The organism is Pseudoxanthomonas yeongjuensis (assembly GCF_010093345.1).
Lineage (GTDB): Bacteria > Pseudomonadota > Gammaproteobacteria > Xanthomonadales > Xanthomonadaceae > Pseudoxanthomonas_A > Pseudoxanthomonas_A yeongjuensis.
This window is the reverse complement of the sequence record NZ_PDWT01000001.1, coordinates 1,043,738-1,062,261: the sequence shown is the minus strand read 5'-3', so window position 1 is coordinate 1,062,261 and position 18,524 is coordinate 1,043,738. Positions and strand designations below refer to the sequence as shown.

The 18,524-nt window shown below is 65.7% G+C and carries 7 protein-coding genes; 6 read left to right on the top strand and 1 reads right to left on the bottom strand.

The window, feature by feature from the left end; genetic code table 11:
• Positions 1–88 precede the first annotated feature (88 nt).
• Genes CSC74_RS04735 through CSC74_RS04720 form a run of 4 tightly spaced genes read left to right on the top strand, consistent with a single transcriptional unit; the run spans position 89 to position 14,042 of the window.
• The gene (locus CSC74_RS04735) at positions 89–5,905 is read left to right on the top strand and encodes a hybrid non-ribosomal peptide synthetase/type I polyketide synthase (RefSeq protein WP_162313235.1); all 5,817 of its coding nucleotides are present in this window, start codon (positions 89–91) and stop codon (positions 5,903–5,905) included.
• Positions 5,902–12,462, top strand: coding sequence for a non-ribosomal peptide synthetase (locus CSC74_RS04730; protein ID WP_162313234.1), 6,561 nt, complete (start codon positions 5,902–5,904; stop codon positions 12,460–12,462). The genes CSC74_RS04735 and CSC74_RS04730 overlap by 4 nt, the downstream gene beginning before the upstream one ends.
• Positions 12,407–13,267 (top strand): alpha/beta hydrolase family protein, encoded by an 861-nt coding sequence (locus CSC74_RS04725; RefSeq protein WP_162313233.1) that lies wholly within the window; start codon positions 12,407–12,409, stop codon positions 13,265–13,267. The genes CSC74_RS04730 and CSC74_RS04725 overlap by 56 nt, the downstream gene beginning before the upstream one ends.
• Positions 13,260–14,042 (top strand): alpha/beta hydrolase family protein, encoded by a 783-nt coding sequence (locus CSC74_RS04720; protein WP_162313232.1) that lies wholly within the window; start codon positions 13,260–13,262, stop codon positions 14,040–14,042. Before CSC74_RS04725 ends, CSC74_RS04720 begins: the two co-directional genes overlap by 8 nt.
• Positions 14,043–14,117: 75 nt before the next feature.
• Here the strand turns inward: CSC74_RS04720 and CSC74_RS04715 are convergent, their stop codons facing one another.
• A complete protein-coding gene (locus CSC74_RS04715; protein ID WP_162313231.1) occupies positions 14,118–15,761 on the bottom strand; it encodes a hypothetical protein in 1,644 nt (547 codons plus the stop codon).
• Between the two features lie 451 nt (positions 15,762–16,212).
• Between CSC74_RS04715 and CSC74_RS04710 the strand changes: the two genes are divergently transcribed.
• On the top strand, positions 16,213–17,763 hold the full coding sequence (locus tag CSC74_RS04710; RefSeq protein WP_162313230.1) for an oligosaccharide flippase family protein: 1,551 nt from the start codon (positions 16,213–16,215) through the stop codon (positions 17,761–17,763).
• On the top strand, positions 17,763–18,524 hold the full coding sequence (locus tag CSC74_RS04705) for a YdcF family protein (RefSeq protein WP_162313229.1): 762 nt from the start codon (positions 17,763–17,765) through the stop codon (positions 18,522–18,524). Before CSC74_RS04710 ends, CSC74_RS04705 begins: the two co-directional genes overlap by 1 nt.

Genomic DNA, 18,524 nt, shown 5'->3' with positions numbered 1-18,524 from the left:
TGTCATCGAAGCCACGCTCGAAGAACGCTTATGCCGGATTCTCGCGGCCACGGCCGCGAGCTATGGAGTCGATCGGTCCAGCGTATTGATGGCCGGATGGGCGGTGTTGGTCCAGCGCCTGTCCGGCCAGTCCGGGCTGGTTCTCGGGGTTGCGCCGAAGAGCGGACTGCACCTGCTTGCGATGCCGTTGGATCTTGCCGCGACTGCCACGACCGCGCAGTTCCTGGCGTACATCGGCCAATGGTTCCGGAGCGGACCCGACGGGGCATGCAAGTCGTGGCAGGTCTCGTTCGCGGTGGGCATGGATTCGAAGCATGCGATCGAGATCGCGGGTTCGGAACTGGCGATGCAGGTCATCGAATCCGGGGACGGAGTCCATGTCCGGCTTGGCTACTCGACGGCGTTGTTCGATTCCGCCACCGCGCATCGCTATCTCGGTTATTGGCAGGCCCTGCTCGAATCCATGGGCGCCGATGCCGAAACGGAAGTCGGCAAGCTCCCCATGATCGGCGCGGACGAGCGCAGGCATTTGCTGGAAACCTGGAACGATACGGTCGTCGGCTATCCGCAGGATCAATGCCTGCACACGCTGATCGAAGCGCAGGTCGCGCGCACACCGCAAGCGATTGCGGTCGTGAGCGAAGGCCTCGAGCTGGATTTCGCCGAACTCAACCGGCGCGCCAACCGGCTGGCGCACCATCTGCGCGCGCTGGGCGTGCGCCCGGACGACCGCGTCGGCATCTGCGTGGAGCGTGGCTGGCGGATGGTGGTCGGCCTGCTGGCCATCCTGAAGTCCGGCGGCGCCTACGTGCCGCTGGATCCCGCCTACCCGGTGGATCGCCTCGCGCACATGCTGAAGGACAGCGCGCCCAAGGTGCTGCTGGCCCAATCGAGCCTGGAGCCCCTGCTGCGCGGGCTCGAAGTCGCGTGTCCGTTGCTGGATCTTTCGGCCGAGGCCACGCCATGGGGCGAACTGCCGGCGACGGATATCCCGGTGGCGGAGATCGGCCTGGGTGCGCGCAACCTGGCCTACATGATCTACACCTCCGGTTCGACCGGTTTGCCGAAGGGGGCGATGAACGAACACCGCGGCATCGTCAACCGCCTGCTGTGGATGCAGGACGCCTACCGGCTCGCTTCGCGGGACACGGTGCTGCAGAAAACGCCCTTCAGCTTCGATGTTTCCGTGTGGGAATTCTTCTGGCCGTTGATGACCGGCGCGCGCCTGGTGATGGCGCGCCCGGAAGGGCACAAGGATCCCGCTTACCTGTCCGCGCTGATCCGCGCGCAACAGGTAACGACGATGCATTTCGTGCCGTCGATGCTGCACGCGTTCCTCGAAGACGACAGCGCTTCGTCGTGCGCCGGGGTGTTGAGGCAGGTGATGTGCAGTGGCGAGGCCTTGCCGGTATCGCTGGCGGAACGATTCCACGAACGCCTGCCCGGGGTTGAACTGCATAACCTCTACGGGCCCACCGAGGCCGCGGTCGACGTCACCGCCTGGACCTGTGTTCCCGGAGCCGAAGGCCTGAGTATTCCCATAGGCCGACCCATCGCCAATACGCGCATGTACGTGCTCGATGCCTATCTGGAGCCCGTGCCGCAAGGCGTCGCCGGCGAGCTCTACATCGGTGGCGTGCAGGTGGGGCGCGGCTATCTGAATCGCGACGAGCTGACAGCCGAACGCTTCGTCCCCGATCCTTTCCTTGGCGGCGATGCGCGCATGTACCGCACCGGCGACCTGGGCCGCTGGATGCCGGATGGCAACATCGAGTACCTGGGACGGAACGACTTCCAGGTCAAGATCCGCGGTTTCCGCATCGAGCTGGGCGAGATCGAAGCGCGCCTGATCGAACACCCGCAGGTCGGCGCGGGCGTGGTGCTGGCGCGGGACGACGGCGCGGGGGACCTGCGCCTGGTCGCCTATTACGTGCCACGCGAAGCCGGGACCGCGGTCGGCGTGGAAGATTTCCGCAACCACCTGGCCCGGCATCTTCCCGAGTACATGATTCCTGCGTTGTACGTGCGCCTGGACAGCCTGCCGGTAACCCCGAACGGAAAGCTGGATCGGCGCGCACTGCCGGAACCGGACACGGCCCGCCCGCACCTGGCCATCGCCTACGAACCACCAGCCAATGCCGAAGAAGCGGAAGCCTGCGCCGCATTCGCAGCGGTGCTGGGCCTGGACCAGGTCGGGCGCCACGACAATTTCTTCGACCTGGGCGGAAATTCGCTGCTCGCGATGCGCCTGCTGGAACGCGTGCGCAAGTCGCGTGCGCGGGACCGGTCGCCGGATGAGTCGCCCGGGCCGGTGTTGTCGGCCACGGTGTTCTTCCGCGTCCCCACGCCGGCCGCGCTGGTAGCCGCGCTTTCCGGACGCAGCGATGGTGCGCTCGAAACCGCGCGCATCAGCCGGACCCATGGCGACCGCCCGGCGTACAACGAGCCGATCGCGATCGTCGCCATGGCCGGCCGTTTCCCCGGCGCCGCCGATGTCGAATCGTTCTGGCGCAACCTGTGCGACGGCCGCGACACCATTTCGTTCTTCAAGCCCGACGAACTGGATCCCGCGGTAGGCGCCGCCGAGCGTGCCGATCCTTCCTATGTCGCCGCACGCGGCATCATCGAAGGGCTGGAGCAGTTCGACGCCGCGTTCTTCGGCATCAGTCCGCGCGAAGCGGAACTCATGGATCCTCAGCAGCGCATCTTCCTGGAGCTGTGCTGGGAATGCCTGGAACGCGGCGGCTATGCGCCCGATGCCACGCCGGGTCCGGTCGGCGTGTTCGCGGGCATGAACAACGCCACCTATTTCCAGCACCACGTGTCGTTGCGCCCGGACCTGATCGAGAAACTCGGCGCCTTCCAGGTGATGGTCAACAACGAGAAGGACTACATCGCCACGCGCGTGGCGCACAAGCTCAACCTCACCGGGCCGGCGGTAAGCACCCATACCGCCTGTTCAACCTCGCTGGTCGCGATCTGCCAGGCGGTGGACAGCCTGCGCGCCGGACAGTGCGACATGGCCCTGGCCGGCGCGGCTTCGGCGACCTGTCCGCCGCGCAGCGGCTATCGCTACCTCGAAGGTTCCATGCTGTCTCCCGATGGCCACACCCGCGCCTTCGACAAGGATGCGCGGGGAACGGTCTTCAGCGACGGCGCAGCGGTGCTGCTGCTCAAGCGCCTCGGCGACGCGCTGGCGGACGGCGACCAGGTCTTTGCCCTGATCAAGGGCACCGCCATCAACAACGACGGCGGCAACAAGGCCAGCTTCACCGCACCCAGCAGCGAGGGCCAGGCGGCAGTGATCGCCCTGGCCCATGCCAATGCAGGCGTCAGTCCGCGCAGCATCGGCTATGTCGAAGCGCACGGAACCGCCACGCCGTTGGGCGATCCGATCGAGATCGAAGGCCTGACCAAGGCCTTCCGCCTCGGCACCGGCGACAACGGCTTCTGCCATGTCGGTTCGGTCAAGAGCAACATCGGCCATGTGGTGATAGCGGCCGGGGCCGCGGGCGTGATCAAGACCGCTTATGCATTGAAAGAGGAACGGATCCCGGCGACCGCGCATTTCACCGCGCCCAACCCCGACATCGATTTCTCCAGCACGCCGTTCGTGGTCGCCGGCCACGGCATCGACTGGAAGCGGATGCAGGATGCGCCGCGCCGCGCGGGCGTCAGTTCCTTCGGCGTGGGCGGCACCAACGCGCACGTGGTGATGGAAGAGGCGCCGTTGCTGCCTGATTCGGAAACGGCGACCGGCCCGCAACTGTTGACGCTGTCCGCACGCACGCCCGCCGCTTTGGCCCGCATGGCGCTGCAACTGGCCGATCACCTGGAAGCGCACCCGCGGATCAACCTGGCCGATGTCGCCTGGACGCTCGATGTCGGCCGCAAGGCATTCGCCCATCGCGTGGCGGTGACGGCCAGCGACGTCGCGGCTGCCGTGGCGCAGCTGCGCAACCCCGATACCGCTGCGGCAATCGCCCGCAGCCGACCCGCGCATGCGGGCGAAGTGGCGTTCCTGTTCCCGGGCCAGGGCTCCCAGTACGCGGGCATGGGGCGCGAACTGTACGCAGCCGAGCCCCATTTCCGCGCGGCCTTCGATCAATGCGCCGAAGGCCTGCTCGCGGAACTGGGTTTCGACCTGCGCCAGGTCGTCTTCGGCGACGACGCGCAAGCGCTGCTTCCCACTTCGGTCATGCAGCCGGCGATTTTTTCCGTCGAATACTCTCTGGCGAGCCTGTGGATGAGTTGCGGAGTGGCGCCGGCCGCGATGCTCGGGCACAGCATCGGCGAATTCGTGGCGGCCACCCTGGCCGGCGTCTTCGAGCTGGCCGATGCCCTGAAGCTCGTCGCCCGGCGTGGGCGCTTGATGCAGGCGCAGCCGCCGGGAAGCATGCTGTCGGTGCGGATGCCATTGGCCGCATTGTCCACGCGCCTGCCCCCGGGCTTGTCGCTGGCTGCCGAGAATGCGCCCGGCGCCTGCGTCGTCTCCGGGCCGACCGACGCGGTATCGGCTTTCCATGCGCAACTGGAAGGCGAGGGCGTCGCCTGCCGCGCGCTGCATACTTCCCATGCCTTCCATTCGGAGATGATGGATTCGGTGGTGGCGCTGTTCCGTGCCGAAGTAGCGGCGGTCCCGCGTTCGGTTCCACAGATGCCGATCATCTCCACCGCCACCGGCGAGTGGCTGGATGCCGAAACCGCGGTCTCGCCCGATTACTGGGCGCGGCACCTGCGCGAGCCGGTGCGTTTTTCCGGGGCGTTGCTCAAGGCCCTTGATTCGCCCGCCCGCGTGCTGCTGGAAGTGGGCACGCGCGGCACCTTGAGCGCGCTGGCGCGGCAACATCCGCAGCTTTCGAAGGCGAACAAGGTGGCGGTGTCTTCGCTGGCCGATTCGCCGCAGTCGGAGCTGGCCGATTTCCGCCAGGCGGCCGGCAACCTCTGGGCCAACGGCGTGGCGTTGGACATCGCTGTTTTCGATACCCGCGAGTCGCGCCGGCGCGTCCTGTTGCCGACCTATGCATTCGAGCGCCAGCGTTACTGGATAGATGCGGTGCCGGCCGGATCGGCCACCGTGCTCACCCACCCGGCGCATGCCGCGGCGGCGGGAGAGCAGAGCCCCTTGCACCTGGTGGCCTCGACGCCATCGGTACAGGCCGCCGGGGGTCGCGGTTCCCCCCTGATCGCCCGCCTGCGCGGGATTTTCGAGGATGCCTCGGGGCTGGAGGTGGCGGATCCGGAAGCCAACTTCATCGAGGTCGGCCTGGACAGCCTGATGCTGACCCAGATCGCGCTGCAGCTGCAGAAGGCCTTCGCGGTGAAGGTCACTTTCCGTCAACTCATGAGCGATGCTTCCAGCCTGGGCCGGTTGGCGGCGCTACTCGAGCCGCATCTCCCGGCCGGAGCAGTCACGAATGCGCCGGTCGATGGGGTCCCGGCCGCAATGGCTGCACCAGTACCGGCATCGCAGCCGGAACCGACCGCACCAGCCACGCCGGCCGGATCCGAGGCGGAAGCGAAGTACCGGATGGTCCGCGAGCAGATGCAACTGATGTCGCAACAGCTGACCTTGCTTGCGCAACAGTCGTGGCAGGGCGGCGATACGACCTACCGGATCGTCCTGCAGCAGCAGGAATTGATGGCCCGGCAGCTCGCGTTGCTGTCCGGCAAGGACATGCCCGGTGCGCTTGCCCAGGAGGTTGCGGCCGCTGCAATGCCGGGGTCGACGGCGAAAGCAAGCGCGCCCGAAACCGGCGCCGGATCGCAAGTGGAAATGAAGATCATGGATGCAAGGAAACCGGTGCTGCCGGGCGCGAAGCTGGGACGTTCCCCCGAGGGCGATCCGGCCTGGTACCTCGCCCATCCCGACGAACCCGGAAAATTCCTCAAGGTGGCCAGATGAGCGGCGCGGTTCCGGTGTCCCACGATTTCATCTCCGTCGATTACAACCCTTTCGCCGGCGGCGAGTTGGCGCGCGTGGTTCCCACGACCGAATCGCAGCGCGAAATCTGGCTGGCCAACCAGTTGGGCACCGATGCATCGTTGGCGTTCAACCTTTCGGTATCGCTGCGCCTGCGCGGGATATTGGATGCGCGCGCGCTGCGATCGGCCTTGCAGGAACTGGTGGACAGGCACGATGCATTGCGCGCCAGTTTCGGCCCGGATGGCGAAACCCTGTGCATTCGCCAGCACGTCGCCTTCGAATTGCCGGTCATCGATCTTTCCACGCTGGCGGGCGATGCCGGGTTGCAGGCGCTCGAGGCGCGGCTCAGGAACTCGGTGGAAACCCCGTTCCGCATCGAATTCGATGCCCTGTTCCGTGCGGAGCTGCTGCAGTTGGGCCCACAGGAAAGCCTGCTGATCCTCAGTGCGCACCATATCGTCTGCGATGGCTGGTCCTGGTGGGTGATCGTGCGCGAGCTCGGCGCCCTGTATGCGCGGTACGCCGGGCTGGCCGATGCGTCGCTGCTCCAGGCCGAGGATTTCACCGATTACGCCATCGCCGAATTCGCCCATCCGCAGACCGCGCAGTACCGGTTGGACGAGGCCTTCTGGCTATCGCGCTTCGCCGATGAGATCCCGGTCCTGGATTTGCCCACCGACCGGGCGCGGCCGGCGCGCCGCAGCTTCGCGTCCGCACGCGTGGACCATGTCCTGGATGTGGAACTCGTCGCGGCGATCCGGCGCATGGGCGCGCGGCGCGGCGCGAGCCTGTTCGCGACCCTTTTGGCGGGATTCTCTGGATTGCTGTCGAGATTGAGCGGGCAGGGCACGATCGTGGTCGGCATTCCGGCCGCAGGTCAATCGTCGGCAGGCCAGACCGATCTGGTCGGCCATTGCGTCAATACCCTGCCGCTGCGCTTCGACCTGGATCCCGGGCAGTCTTTCGCCAAGTCGGTGGACGATGCGCAGGTCGTGCTGCTGGATGCGCTGGAGCACCAGCGTTACACCTTCGGCACGTTGCTGAAGAAGCTGCCGATCCAGCGCGATCCCAGCCGCATGCCGCTGGTCAGCGTGCTGTTCAACATCGACCAGGCGCTGGAAAGCGAAACCACCGCGTTTCCAGGACTGGAACTCGAGTTTTCCGACAATCCGCGCAGTTTCGATACCTTCGAACTGTTCGTGAATGCCGCCCAGGTCCACGGCACGCTGCGTCTGGAGTGCCAGTACAACCGCGATCTTTTCGATGACGCCACCGTGCGCCGCTGGCTTGGCGCCTACGAGTCGCTGCTGCGCGCCGCCACCCTGGGCATCGAAACCAGCGTCGCCAGCCTGCCGCTGGTGGATGCGGCCGCCCGTGGCGAACTTGCGGCGCTGCAGCCGGCGCCGGTGCCGTTCCCGCGCGAACGCCTCATGCATGAATACCTGGAGCTGCAATGCGATCGCGCCCCCGACCGCATCGCCCTGCGTTTCGGCCAGGAGGCGATGACCTATTCGCAACTGGAGTCGCGCGCCAACCGCATCGCCCACCTGCTGCGCGCCGCGGGCGCGCGGCGCGGCGCCCTGGTCGGCATCTCCATCGACCGCGGCATCGACATGCTGGCGTCCTTGCTGGGCATCCTCAAGACCGGGGCCGGCTACGTGCCGCTGGATCCGCAATTCCCCGCCGACCGCCTCGCCTACATGGCCGAGGACGCCGGGCTGGCGGCGCTGATCACCGAGCGCAAGTACGCGGCCCGTTTCGACCTGGATGGGCGGCCTGTGCTGGCCATCGACGAAATGGAGGCGCAGATCGCCAGCGCCCCGGACCTGCGCATCGGCCACGACCTGGATTGCGCGCTGCCGGAATCGGTGGCCTATGTCATCTACACTTCGGGCTCCACGGGCCGGCCGAAAGGCGTGCAGGTGCAGCATTCGGCGGTGTCCAATTTCCTGACCGGCATGCAGGCGCAACCGGGCCTCGGCGCCGACGACAGATTGCTGGCGGTCACCACGCTTTCGTTCGACATCGCCGTACTGGAGCTGATGCTGCCGCTCAGCGTGGGCGCACAGGTGGTCCTGGCCGATCGCGACACCGCCAGCGACGCGATCGCCCTGGCCCGACTGCTGGACGAAAGCGGCGCCACGGTCATGCAGGCCACGCCTTCCACCTGGCGATTGCTGCTGGAAACCGGCTGGTCGGGCGGCCCGGGTTTCAGTGCGCTTTGCGGCGGCGAAGCACTGGCGCCGGACCTGGCGGCAGCGTTGCTGCCCCGTTGCGGGGCTTTGTGGAACCTGTACGGGCCCACCGAAACCACCGTTTGGTCGACTGCCGCGAAGGTGCAGGCCGGTGCCGATGGCCGGGTTTCCGACATTCATATCGGCCGACCCATCGCCAATACCCGGATCTGGATACTCGATGCGCAGGGAGAACTCTGCCCACGTGGAGTGCCCGGCGAAATATGCATCGGTGGACAGGGGGTGACTCTTGGCTACCTGGCGCGCCCGGAACTCACCGCGGATCGTTTCATCGCCGATCGCCATTCGGATCCGGATGCGAACGTATCGGGAGAGCGACCCATGTTGTACCGCACTGGAGACCGTGGCCGATGGCGCGCGGACGGCAACATCGAGCACATGGGCCGGATGGATTTCCAGGTCAAGGTCCGCGGCTACCGGATCGAGCTGGAGGAGATCGACAACAACCTCGCCACCCATCCCTCCGTGGCGCGGGTGGTGACGGTCGCACGCGAACTGCGGCCCGGCGATGTCCGCCTGATCGCATACGTGGTGGCGCAGCCCGGAAGCGCCATCGTGGAAAGCGGGCTTGCCGCGCACCTGCGGGGCACGCTTCCCGAATACATGATTCCGCAACATATCGTCGTACTGGATGCAATCCCGCTGCTGCCCAATGGCAAGGTGGACCGGAAATCGCTGCCGGCGCCGCAGGAGCTCCAGTCGGCGCATGCCGCACGCCGCGAGCCGCGCAACGGCATCGAGGCGCGCATCGCGTCGATCATGGCGGACGTGCTCGGCGTGGCCAGCGTCGGCATGGATGAGGATTTCTTCGCCGTGGGCGGCCATTCACTGCTGGGCGCGCGCCTGACCACGCGCATCAGCAGGGAGCTCGGCGTGCAGCTGCCGCTACGCGCACTATTCGACGCGCCCACCGTGGGCCGTCTTGCCGATTTCATCGGGGACCAAGTCATTGCCACCACCACCGCCCACATGCCGCCGCCGGTCGTCCGCCAGGACAACCAGGAAACGGCGCCGCTTTCACTCATGCAGCAGCGACTGTGGGTGATCGAGCAGATGCAACCGGGCCAGGCCGCCTACAACATCCAGTCCGCGCACCGATTGCGCGGGCCGCTGGACCTGATCGCACTCGACGACGCATTCAAGAAAGTGGTCAAGCGCCAGGCCACCCTGCGCACGCAACTGGAACCGTATGGCGACGCTGCGATACAGCGCGTGCACGCCAAGATGGAAGCGTCGTTGCTGCCCGTCGAGGATCTGACCAGATTCGATGAGAAGGAGCGCGAGGCCGAAGTGATGCGGCGCATGGAGGCGCTCACGGCGGAGCCGATGCCGCTGGACCAGGCGCCGCTTTTCCGTGCGCGCCTGTTCAGGCTCTCCGCGGAAGACCACATGCTGTTCTTCATGGCCCACCATGCGATCTGGGACGGGGTCTCGCTCAACCTGTTCTGCGAAGAGATGGCAGAGTTGTATGCGACCTACAGCGAGGGCGGCTTGTCGACCATGCCCGAGTTGAAGCGCAGCTACTGCGATTTCACCGCCTGGCACCTGCAACAACTGGAAGAGGGTTCGTTGCGTCCGCAAATCGACCACTGGATGCGGCACCTTGCAGGCGAACTGGAGCCATTGCACTTGCCTGAGGATTTCCCGAGGCCGGCGCAGGCGACCGGGAAAGGCGGCGGAGAAATCATGCGCATCGATGCCGTGCTTGCATCGGCCTTGCGCCAGATCGGCGGTCGCGTCGATGCGACCCTGTTCATGACCCTGTTGGCCGCGTACTACGTGCTGCTGCATCGGCTGACCGGCCAGCGCGACATCATCGTCGGCCTGCCGGTGCGCAACCATGTCTCGGAGGACATGGACAAGGTGATGGGGTTCTTCGTCAACATCCTTCCGCTGCGCCTGCAGGTGGACCCCGAACTTTCGTTCGTGGAGACGGTCGCCCAGGTGCGCAAAGCCGTGCTCGACTGCTTCTCCAACCCGGATGTGCCGCTGGAATATCTTGCACGGGAACTCAACGTGCCGCGCGATCCCAGCCGCTCGCCGGTGTACCAGGCGTTGTTCTCTTACCAGGACATCGGCGAGCGCCGCACGCGCTGGGGCGACCTGCGCTACGAACACGTCATGCTGCCGCAAATCACCGCGACCAACGATCTGTCGATGTGGTGCTTCGGCGATGCCGATGGCGTGGTCGCGGACATGAACTACAACGCGGACATCCTGTCCGCCGAATCCGGCGCGGCCATCCACCGGCGTTTCATCGAACTGCTGGAAGGTTTCCGCCACGACCCCGAAGTGGCGATAGGCGACGCCAACGCATTGAGCGAAGAAGACCTCGATGCCCTGGCAAGGTGGAATTCCACCGCCTCCGAAATGCCCGCGCAGAAGACCGTGCACGCGATGCTGGCGGCGCAGGCCGAAGCCGCGCCGGAGCGCACGGCCATCCGTTTCAACGACGAGCGGGTCAGCTACGCGCAACTGGACGCACGCAGCACGCGCATCGCCGATGCGCTGGTCGCGCGCGGAGTGCGCGCGGGCGACCTGGTCGGCGTGTCGCTGGATCGCCACCCGGACCTGATCGCCAGCATGATCGCGGTACTGAAGACCGGTGCGGCCTATGTGCCGCTGGATCCGGCTTATCCCGGTGACCGGCTGCAGTTCATGGTCGAGGACGCGAGGCTCGCGATGGTGGTGGCGGAAGCGGACCTGGCGACGCCATTGGCCATGCCGCGCGAGCGGGTCCTGCTGCTGGATGCCGATGCCGCCGAGATCGATGCGGCGCCGGCGGTCGTCGCCGGGCAGCAGGTGGATCCGGCGGGCTACGACTCGGCGGCCTACGTGATCTACACCTCCGGCTCCACCGGCAAGCCCAAGGGCGTGCAGGTACCGCACGGGGCGGTGCTGAACTTCCTGCACAGCATGCGCAACGAGCCCGGGATGGATCGCGACGATCGCCTGCTTGCGGTCACCACGACTTCGTTCGACATCGCGGTATTGGAAATATTCCTGCCACTGAGCCTGGGTGCGGAAATCGTGCTGGCCACGCGCGACGTCGCCACCGACGGTTACGAGATCGCGGCGTTGCTGGAGCGCGAGAGCATCACCCTCATGCAGGCCACGCCCGCGACCTGGCGGATGCTGGTCGAGTCGGGATGGCAGGGAAGGGCGGGGTTCAAGGCGCTGTGCGGCGGCGAGCCGCTTCCCGCCGACCTGGCCGTGCAGCTGCTTTCCCGCTGCACGGAAGTGTGGAACATGTACGGCCCGACCGAAACCACGGTGTGGTCGACCTGCGCGCGCGTCGAAGCCGGTGCCGGAGGTCGCGCGCCCGATATCCACATCGGCAAGCCCATCGCCAACACCACGGTGTGGGTGCTGGATCCGCGCGGCCAAGTCTGTCCGATCGGGGTTTCGGGCGAAATATACATCGGTGGCGATGGCGTCACTTTGGGTTACCTCGACCGCCCCGAGCTGACGGCCGAGCGCTTCGTCGCCGACGACTTCGTGTCGCGCTCGGCTCCTTCGCCGAGTGCGTTGCCGGCACGGTTGTACAGGACCGGCGATCGTGGCCGCTGGCGCAGGGACGGGGTACTGGAACACCAGGGACGCCTCGATTTCCAGGTCAAGGTCCGGGGCCATCGCATCGAACTGGGCGAGATCGAGAACACCCTGATCGCACAGCCGGAGGTATCCCGGGCAGTGGTGATCGCACGCGAGGACCGGCCCGGCGATGTCCGCCTGGTCGCCTATGTCGTGGCCCAGGGCGACGCGTCCCTGGATGAGCATGCCCTGATCGCCGCATTGCGGGATGCGTTGCCGCACTACATGGTTCCGCAGCATGTAGTGATGCTGGAATCCATACCGCTCCTGCCCAATGGCAAGGTCGACAGGAAATCATTGCCTTCGCCCCAGCCATCGATCGCGGCGGCCATCCGGTCTTCCGGCGCAAACAGTGCGGAATCGGCCGCCAGCGGCTCCACTCTCCACGATCCGCGCGTGGACTACCTGATGACGGTGTGGAGCGAATTGCTGGGCAACCCGGCGGGACCGGACGACAATTTCTTCGATCTCGGCGGGCATTCCATGCTGGCGGTGCAGATGGCCAATCGGGTGATGCGCGACACCGGCGTCAGATTGCGCCTGCTTTCGCTGGCCACGCAGACATTGGCGCAAGCCGCTGCCCTGCTGCCCGAGCAATCCGGCAGTCAGTCCGTGGGCGAATCGACGGGCAATGGCCTGTCGCGATTCTTCGGGCGACTCTTCGGCGGCAAGAGGCGGCGCGCGTGAGGACGAAGTTCATCTGATGGAGCCAATCTTGCAACCTGTCTACTTCGGCCCACCCGCGCGCCGGCTGTTCGGCGTCCATCACGCTCCGGCGGAACCGCCGCGCGGGGCCGTGCTGATGTGTCCGCCCCTGTTGAACGAGCATTTCAGGAGCTATCGGTTCTTTTCCCAGATCGCCAGCCAACTGGCCGGCGCCGGTCTCGCCTGCCTCCGCTTCGATTACCTGGGTACCGGCGATTCGGACGGAGGGGACGATCAGTTCAACCCCGCCGACTGCGGCCTGGATATCGCCTTGGCGGCCGAGGAATTGCGCCGCCGCAGCGGCGGCGCCCCGCTGATACTCGTCGCCATTCGCGGTTCCGCGCTCTTCGCGCACCGGGAAGCGGAAAATCTGGGTGCGTCGGCTCTGTGGCTGTGGCAGCCGGTCCTGGATGGCGCCGGCTATGTCCAGAGTCTGGAAAAGCGCGACCGTTTCGAAAGGGGTTCGCGTTATCGTTATCCCTTGTTGCGTGGCATGGCCGCTGCCGGTCCGCAGGACTTGATGGGATTCGCCCTGTCCGAACGTTTTCGCAGCGAACTGGCCACGTACTCGATCGACCGGGAGGCATGCGGTGTTCCGATGGCGGTGCTCGCGCATCCGGACGATCCCGCGATGCAGCTCGCGGCCGATGCCAGGCTGGAGCTTCCCGCGTCGGTCACCGCCTGGTCCGACGAGCTCGACCTCACCAGCCTGATCCCGCTGCGCGATGCGCGCGATGCCCTGGAGGCGCTTGTGTCGGATATCCCGAGGTGGACTGCCCATGGATGAAGTGTTGTCGCTGGATGGGGGCCGGAGCTTCGGAATCCTGACCCGTGCCGCTGCCGATGCGCGCGGCAGGGCGGTGGTGCTGTTCAATGCCGGGTTGATACACCGCGTCGGTCCGTTCCGGTTGCACGTGCATCTCGCGCGCCGGCTTGCGGCGCAAGGATTCGACGTGTTCCGCTTCGACCTGCCGCGGATCGGCGATGCGCCGGCGGGCAGCCATGCCACGCAGGAATCGGCCGCCAGGGAGGCGCTGGACAGCGTCCAGGCAGCCACCGGCGCGACCTCGTTCATCGTCGGCGGACTTTGCAGTGCCGCGGACCTGAGCTGGAAAGTGGCGGTTGCCGAACCGCGGGTCGATGGCCTGCTGTTGATCGACAGCATGGCGGTACGCAGTCGCTGGTTCCGGGTCGGCCAGTTGCAACTGCTGCTCAGGCGTCCCATTTCCAGCTGGCCGCGCATGGCCTGGCGTTTCTTCAAGCCGGCGAAGCCTGTCGATGGCCCGGGGCTTGCCGATTTCCGCGACTGGCCGGATCACGCCATCTTCAAATCCGACCTGGAGAAAATGCTCGAACGCGGAGTGAAGGTGCTGGCGCTCTATACCGGGGGAGTCGCGCACTATCTGCTGCATCGTCGTCAACTCGACGCCACCTTCGGCGCTTCGCGGCGACATCCGGGCTTGCAGGTCCACTATTGGCCCGGCGTCGATCACCTGGTGTTCGTGCCGCCTGATCGCCAACGGATGGTGGAGCGGATAAGCGAGTGGTCCGCAGGCGGATAACGGATGCCCGTAGGCGCCGAATAAAAAAACAGCCGGCGGGGCCGGCTGTTTTTTCGAGGCGATCAATGACCGTCTTCAGCGGTCGTCCTCTTCCTCGAAGGCGCTGTGCCACCACGCTACGCTTGGTACCGCAAGCAGCGCGGCACGCAGCCTGCGGCTTGCGGCCAGCGAACGTGCAGTGCGGCGGGCCGCCGTCGCGGCACGGCGCAGCAACCGCTCGCCGGGCGAAACCCACATCGTGCTGCCGTCACCCCTGGCCGAGGTCGAGTTTCCGCTTGTCGAGGTATCGCCGCCGGTCACGCGGATGCCGGCGCCTTGCGAGGCTGCGGGCCGCGAGCCGCTCGGTGCCTGCATGGGCTGCGAGTTGCCGCCAGTCACGTGGCTGGGCTTGGTCGTCGTGGTGCCGCCAGGCAGCGCGCTCGACGGGATATGGATGATGTAATCGTCGATGTCGTCGCCAGCCGCGCCCCAGTTGCTGTTGAACGCGACACGGGTGAAGTCGCGGCTCACCGAGGCCTGCGGTTCGGACCAGTAGGTGCCGCCGCCAACACGGCGGGTGTAGGCCAGAGGGTAGACGCGCGGATTGGCTTTCAGTTCGAACGCGAAGACCTTGTTGCTGAACCAGGGATAGGTGCCGTCGCGCGAAGCCTTGGTGCCATACGTGCTGGCCACTGCCCAACCCGGCTTCTTCATGCCCTTGCCGGAAAAATGGAAGGAGGACGAGGAACCGTTGACGTAGGTCGGAAACAGCACCGTGCGCGGGCATTCGGTCGCGGTGGTGGCGGTTGGTGCGACGGACGGGCAGCTGTCGATGTTGATGAAGAAAACATCGCCGTTGCCGCTCTGGAAATCGATGGACAGGTAGTAGTCCTCGCCATTCGGCCCGAGCGCGAGATCCGAATGCTCGCTCTTGTGCAGCAGCAGCTTCTTCTTGCTGAAGTCGGGCGCCCAGGCCCAGGTACCGTTGCTGTCCGAGGAGGTCACGTACCAGCGGCCGGCGGCCGACATGCTGGAATGATCGGGGCGGCTGCTGTTCTGCACGCTGCCGACCAGCTTGTTGTTCTGCAGGTCCCAGACCATGTAGCCCAGCAGGCCGAAGTTGCTGTTCTCGACCTGGAAACCCCAGTAACGGCCGTCGGCGGAAGGCGAACCCTCCGATTTGGTCCAGATATGGCGCGCGGTGGACGCCCACGAAGGCAGCTTGCCGGCGAAGTCGGCCGCGATGGAATACGTATTCGTGCGCACGTCGAGCTTAAGCAGCTTGGTGCCGCCGTTGGTCGGCAGGTAATAGAGGATGTTCGGATCGGTGGGGTGCCACTGCGGCTCGGCATCGGCCGCCAGATGGAACTCGTTCGAAACATTGGAGTTCGCTACCTTGGGCGACAACTGGCGCAGGAACTTCATGGTGTTGGCGTCGTACAGATGCCACCAGCCGCCGCCCGTGTAGACGATGAAGTAGGTGTTGTCGGCATTGAAGGCCTGCCGCCGCGAGTAGTCGTTGCGCGCGAACTGGGTGCTCGGCGTACCCGCATGGTTGGTGCCGCGCACCAGGCAGGTATTGAAGTTGGGTTCCTTGACCGCCGCCCCCTGGGCGGGCTTGGCCAGGCTAGGCATGGCGGGATTCACCTTGCCTTCGGCTACGCTGAAACCGGTCGAATAGAATGAATTGCACTTGCCCAGGGACTGGGCGCCGGCATTGGCGCTGAAGAGGCCGAACAAGGCCGCAAAAACGCCCAGAAGGGCGCGAGAGGGGGGAAAGCCAAAAAAATAATGGGCAGTCATCTAGAACGGCTCCTGTCGGCCGCTGGCACTTTGATAGATGGATCACCCCTGTCCGCTTGCAAGTCTATAGAACGTTGTTACCCGTGCCGCTACCCAGTTCACGTATTCGCCAGAAATCCGGCTCGATATTTAGATTGAGTTCACAAAAAACCCCTTTTAAAACATGCCTTTAAGTCCGGTTGATAAATGTGAGCACATCATCACGCGACGCATTCCGTGTCCACCGGAGGCCTGCGCCAAGGGCGTCCCGGGGCTTTCGAAGGGCATTTCCACGATTCCCAATGAGCGATGAGCCTGTCGACATGCATACGGGCTTGAGCGCGCGCGATGGGTGCGCCATGCCCGGCGGACCGGTGCGCGCAATGGATTTCCTCCTATTGGACGCACGATGAGTATTCCCCCGGACGACTCCGCCGCGATACCCGCGCCGGAGCCGGCAGTGGTCACGCCAGGGAAGGTCGGCATCGGCACGCACTACCTGCGGTACTCGTCGGCCAGCGTGCTGGTGATGCTGGCGGGGCTGATCTCGTTCCCGCTGCTGACCCGCCTGCTCGACAACACCCAGTACGGCATCCTGGGCTATTACGAGACCTGGTTGATGATCGCCGTGGCGGTGGCCAAGCTGGGTGCCCAGCACGCGATCATCCGCTTTTATCCCTACGGCGGCGAAAGCGCGGGGCTCAAGCATTTCGCCACCAATTTCTTCCTGCTGCCCATGCTGGTGTCGGTGGCGCTGTGGGCGGTCGCGATCACGGTATTCCTGTGCATCGATTACTTCGGCGGCGCGGATTTCTCGGCGGTGCTGTGGTTGGCGGTGCTTTCCATTCCCCTGATGGTGTTCGTCAGCCTGGTGCAGATGCTGCTGCGCGCAGGCGAACATTCCGGCCTGCTGATGGTCACCCGGGTGTCGTGGCGCTGGATGGAACTGGTGATGATGCTTGGCGCGGTGCTGGCGCTGGAACGCACCGCGCTGGCCGCGTACGGCGGCAAGGTGCTGGCAGCGGTGGTGGTCGCGTTGTATTACGTGCACTGGGTGCGCAAGCACCTGCGGTTCTCGCGCGAACTGGTCGATTTCGGCCAGTTCCGCGCTTCGCTGGCCTATGGCATGCCGCTGGTGGTCAACGAGATCGCCACCGTGCTGCTGATCTCCATCGACAGGCTGATGCTGAAGGGGATGCTGGACGATTTCGCCGCAGTGGGCATCTACACCATCGGTTATTCGCTTGCCTTGCAGGTCAGCATGCTGATGAATTCCGCGCTTTCCGAATCGTTCATCCCGGTGGCCAACCGTACCTACGAAACCCAGGGATCCTCGGGCGTCCGCGAGCTCAAATCGAAAGTATTGTTCCCGATGACCTATGCGTCCATCGGCGTGGGCGTGGCGATCTGGTGCGTGGGCAGCGAAGCGGTGCAGGCCATCAGCGGCGCCGACAAGGCGGCTTCGGGGCCGGTGTTCGCATGGATCGGCATGATGTATGCGCTGTACCCGTTGCTCGACATCGGCGGCTATGGCCTGCTGCTGCACAAGCGCTCGATGACCTTGCTGGGACTGACGGTGTTCGTGGCGCTGCTGAACATCGGGCTCAATCTCTGGCTTATTCCGGTCTACGGCATCATGGGCTCGGTGTACGCGACAGTCGCGGCCTATGCCGTGCTCGGCCTGGCGATCACCGCCATGTGCCCGCGCGATCTGCGCCGGCTTCCGGACGCCAGAGCGATGGCGATCGCACTGGGTGGCGCGGCGATGTTCCTGGCAGCGGTCGGGTTCTCCGATCTGTTCGGGCTGGCATCGCCGTGGGCACGGTTGTTCGTGGCGGGTGGCTTCTGGCTGCTGTTGTACGTATTGCCCGCACTGGCGCTGGACGGGCGCCTTCGCGCCCTGTTGTTGCGTCGTGGCAGGACCGGTGCGACGCCTCCGGTGCAGGCGAAGAACGGCTGATGTACCTGTCGCCGCTGACCTGGTTGCTTCTCGCGTTGCTGGCACTGGTCGCCGGCCGTGCCGCCGGTTTGCGCGGACGCAAGTTCCTTTGGACCTGTGCAACGGCAGCGGCGTTGTCGGTTTTCGCAATGACGCCGCTGTTCGCCAACCTGCTGGTCGACTGGCTGGAGTACTACCAGCCGCGCCCGCAGTTCTGCAAAAGCGATCCGCCGAAGACCGCCGTGGTGTTGAGCGGTGGCCTGGACCGCTGGCCACGCAACGACAGGGATTTCGGCGCCATCAACATCGTCAGCCGTCGCCGCGCGGAAAAGGCCATCGACTGGTGGCGCGATCGACCAGGGCGCGAGCTGGTCTTCGCGGGCGGCACGATCAGACGCGGGCGCATTGCCGAAAGCCTGCTGATCGCCAATTACGCCACGCAACTGGGCGTCGATCCGTCTTCCGTCAGGGTGGAGTCGGGCTCGCGGAATACCTGGGAGAACGCCCACAACCTGCTGGCGATGCGTCCGCAGCTGCCGCGTCGGGTGGAACTGGTGACCTCGGCCATGCATATGCGCCGCGCGGTCTATTCGATGCACGAAGCGGGCTTCGAAACCTGCTCGCTGGGCGCCGACTGGCGGCATGTGCCGGCCGAGAATCTGCGCGCGCTCGTTCCCACCACCGATGCGGTATTGAAATCGGAAATGGCGCTCCACGAAATCGTAGGCCTGGTGTTCTACCGTTGGCACGCCTACCAGGAGCCCTCCGGCGCCAGCGATTGA

What these genes read in the sequence shown, in the direction of transcription:
- CSC74_RS04730 (WP_162313234.1), top strand. Translation starts at nt 5,902, where the DNA reads ATGAGCGGCGCGGTTCCGGTGTCCCACGATTTCATCTCCGTCGATTAC.
- CSC74_RS04725 (WP_162313233.1), top strand. Translation starts at nt 12,407, where the DNA reads ATGGCCTGTCGCGATTCTTCGGGCGACTCTTCGGCGGCAAGAGGCGGC.
- CSC74_RS04705 (WP_162313229.1), top strand. Translation starts at nt 17,763, where the DNA reads ATGTACCTGTCGCCGCTGACCTGGTTGCTTCTCGCGTTGCTGGCACTG.
- CSC74_RS04720 (WP_162313232.1), top strand. Translation starts at nt 13,260, where the DNA reads ATGGATGAAGTGTTGTCGCTGGATGGGGGCCGGAGCTTCGGAATCCTG.
- CSC74_RS04710 (WP_162313230.1), top strand. Translation starts at nt 16,213, where the DNA reads ATGAGTATTCCCCCGGACGACTCCGCCGCGATACCCGCGCCGGAGCCG.
- CSC74_RS04735 (WP_162313235.1), top strand. Translation starts at nt 89, where the DNA reads ATGGCCGGATGGGCGGTGTTGGTCCAGCGCCTGTCCGGCCAGTCCGGG.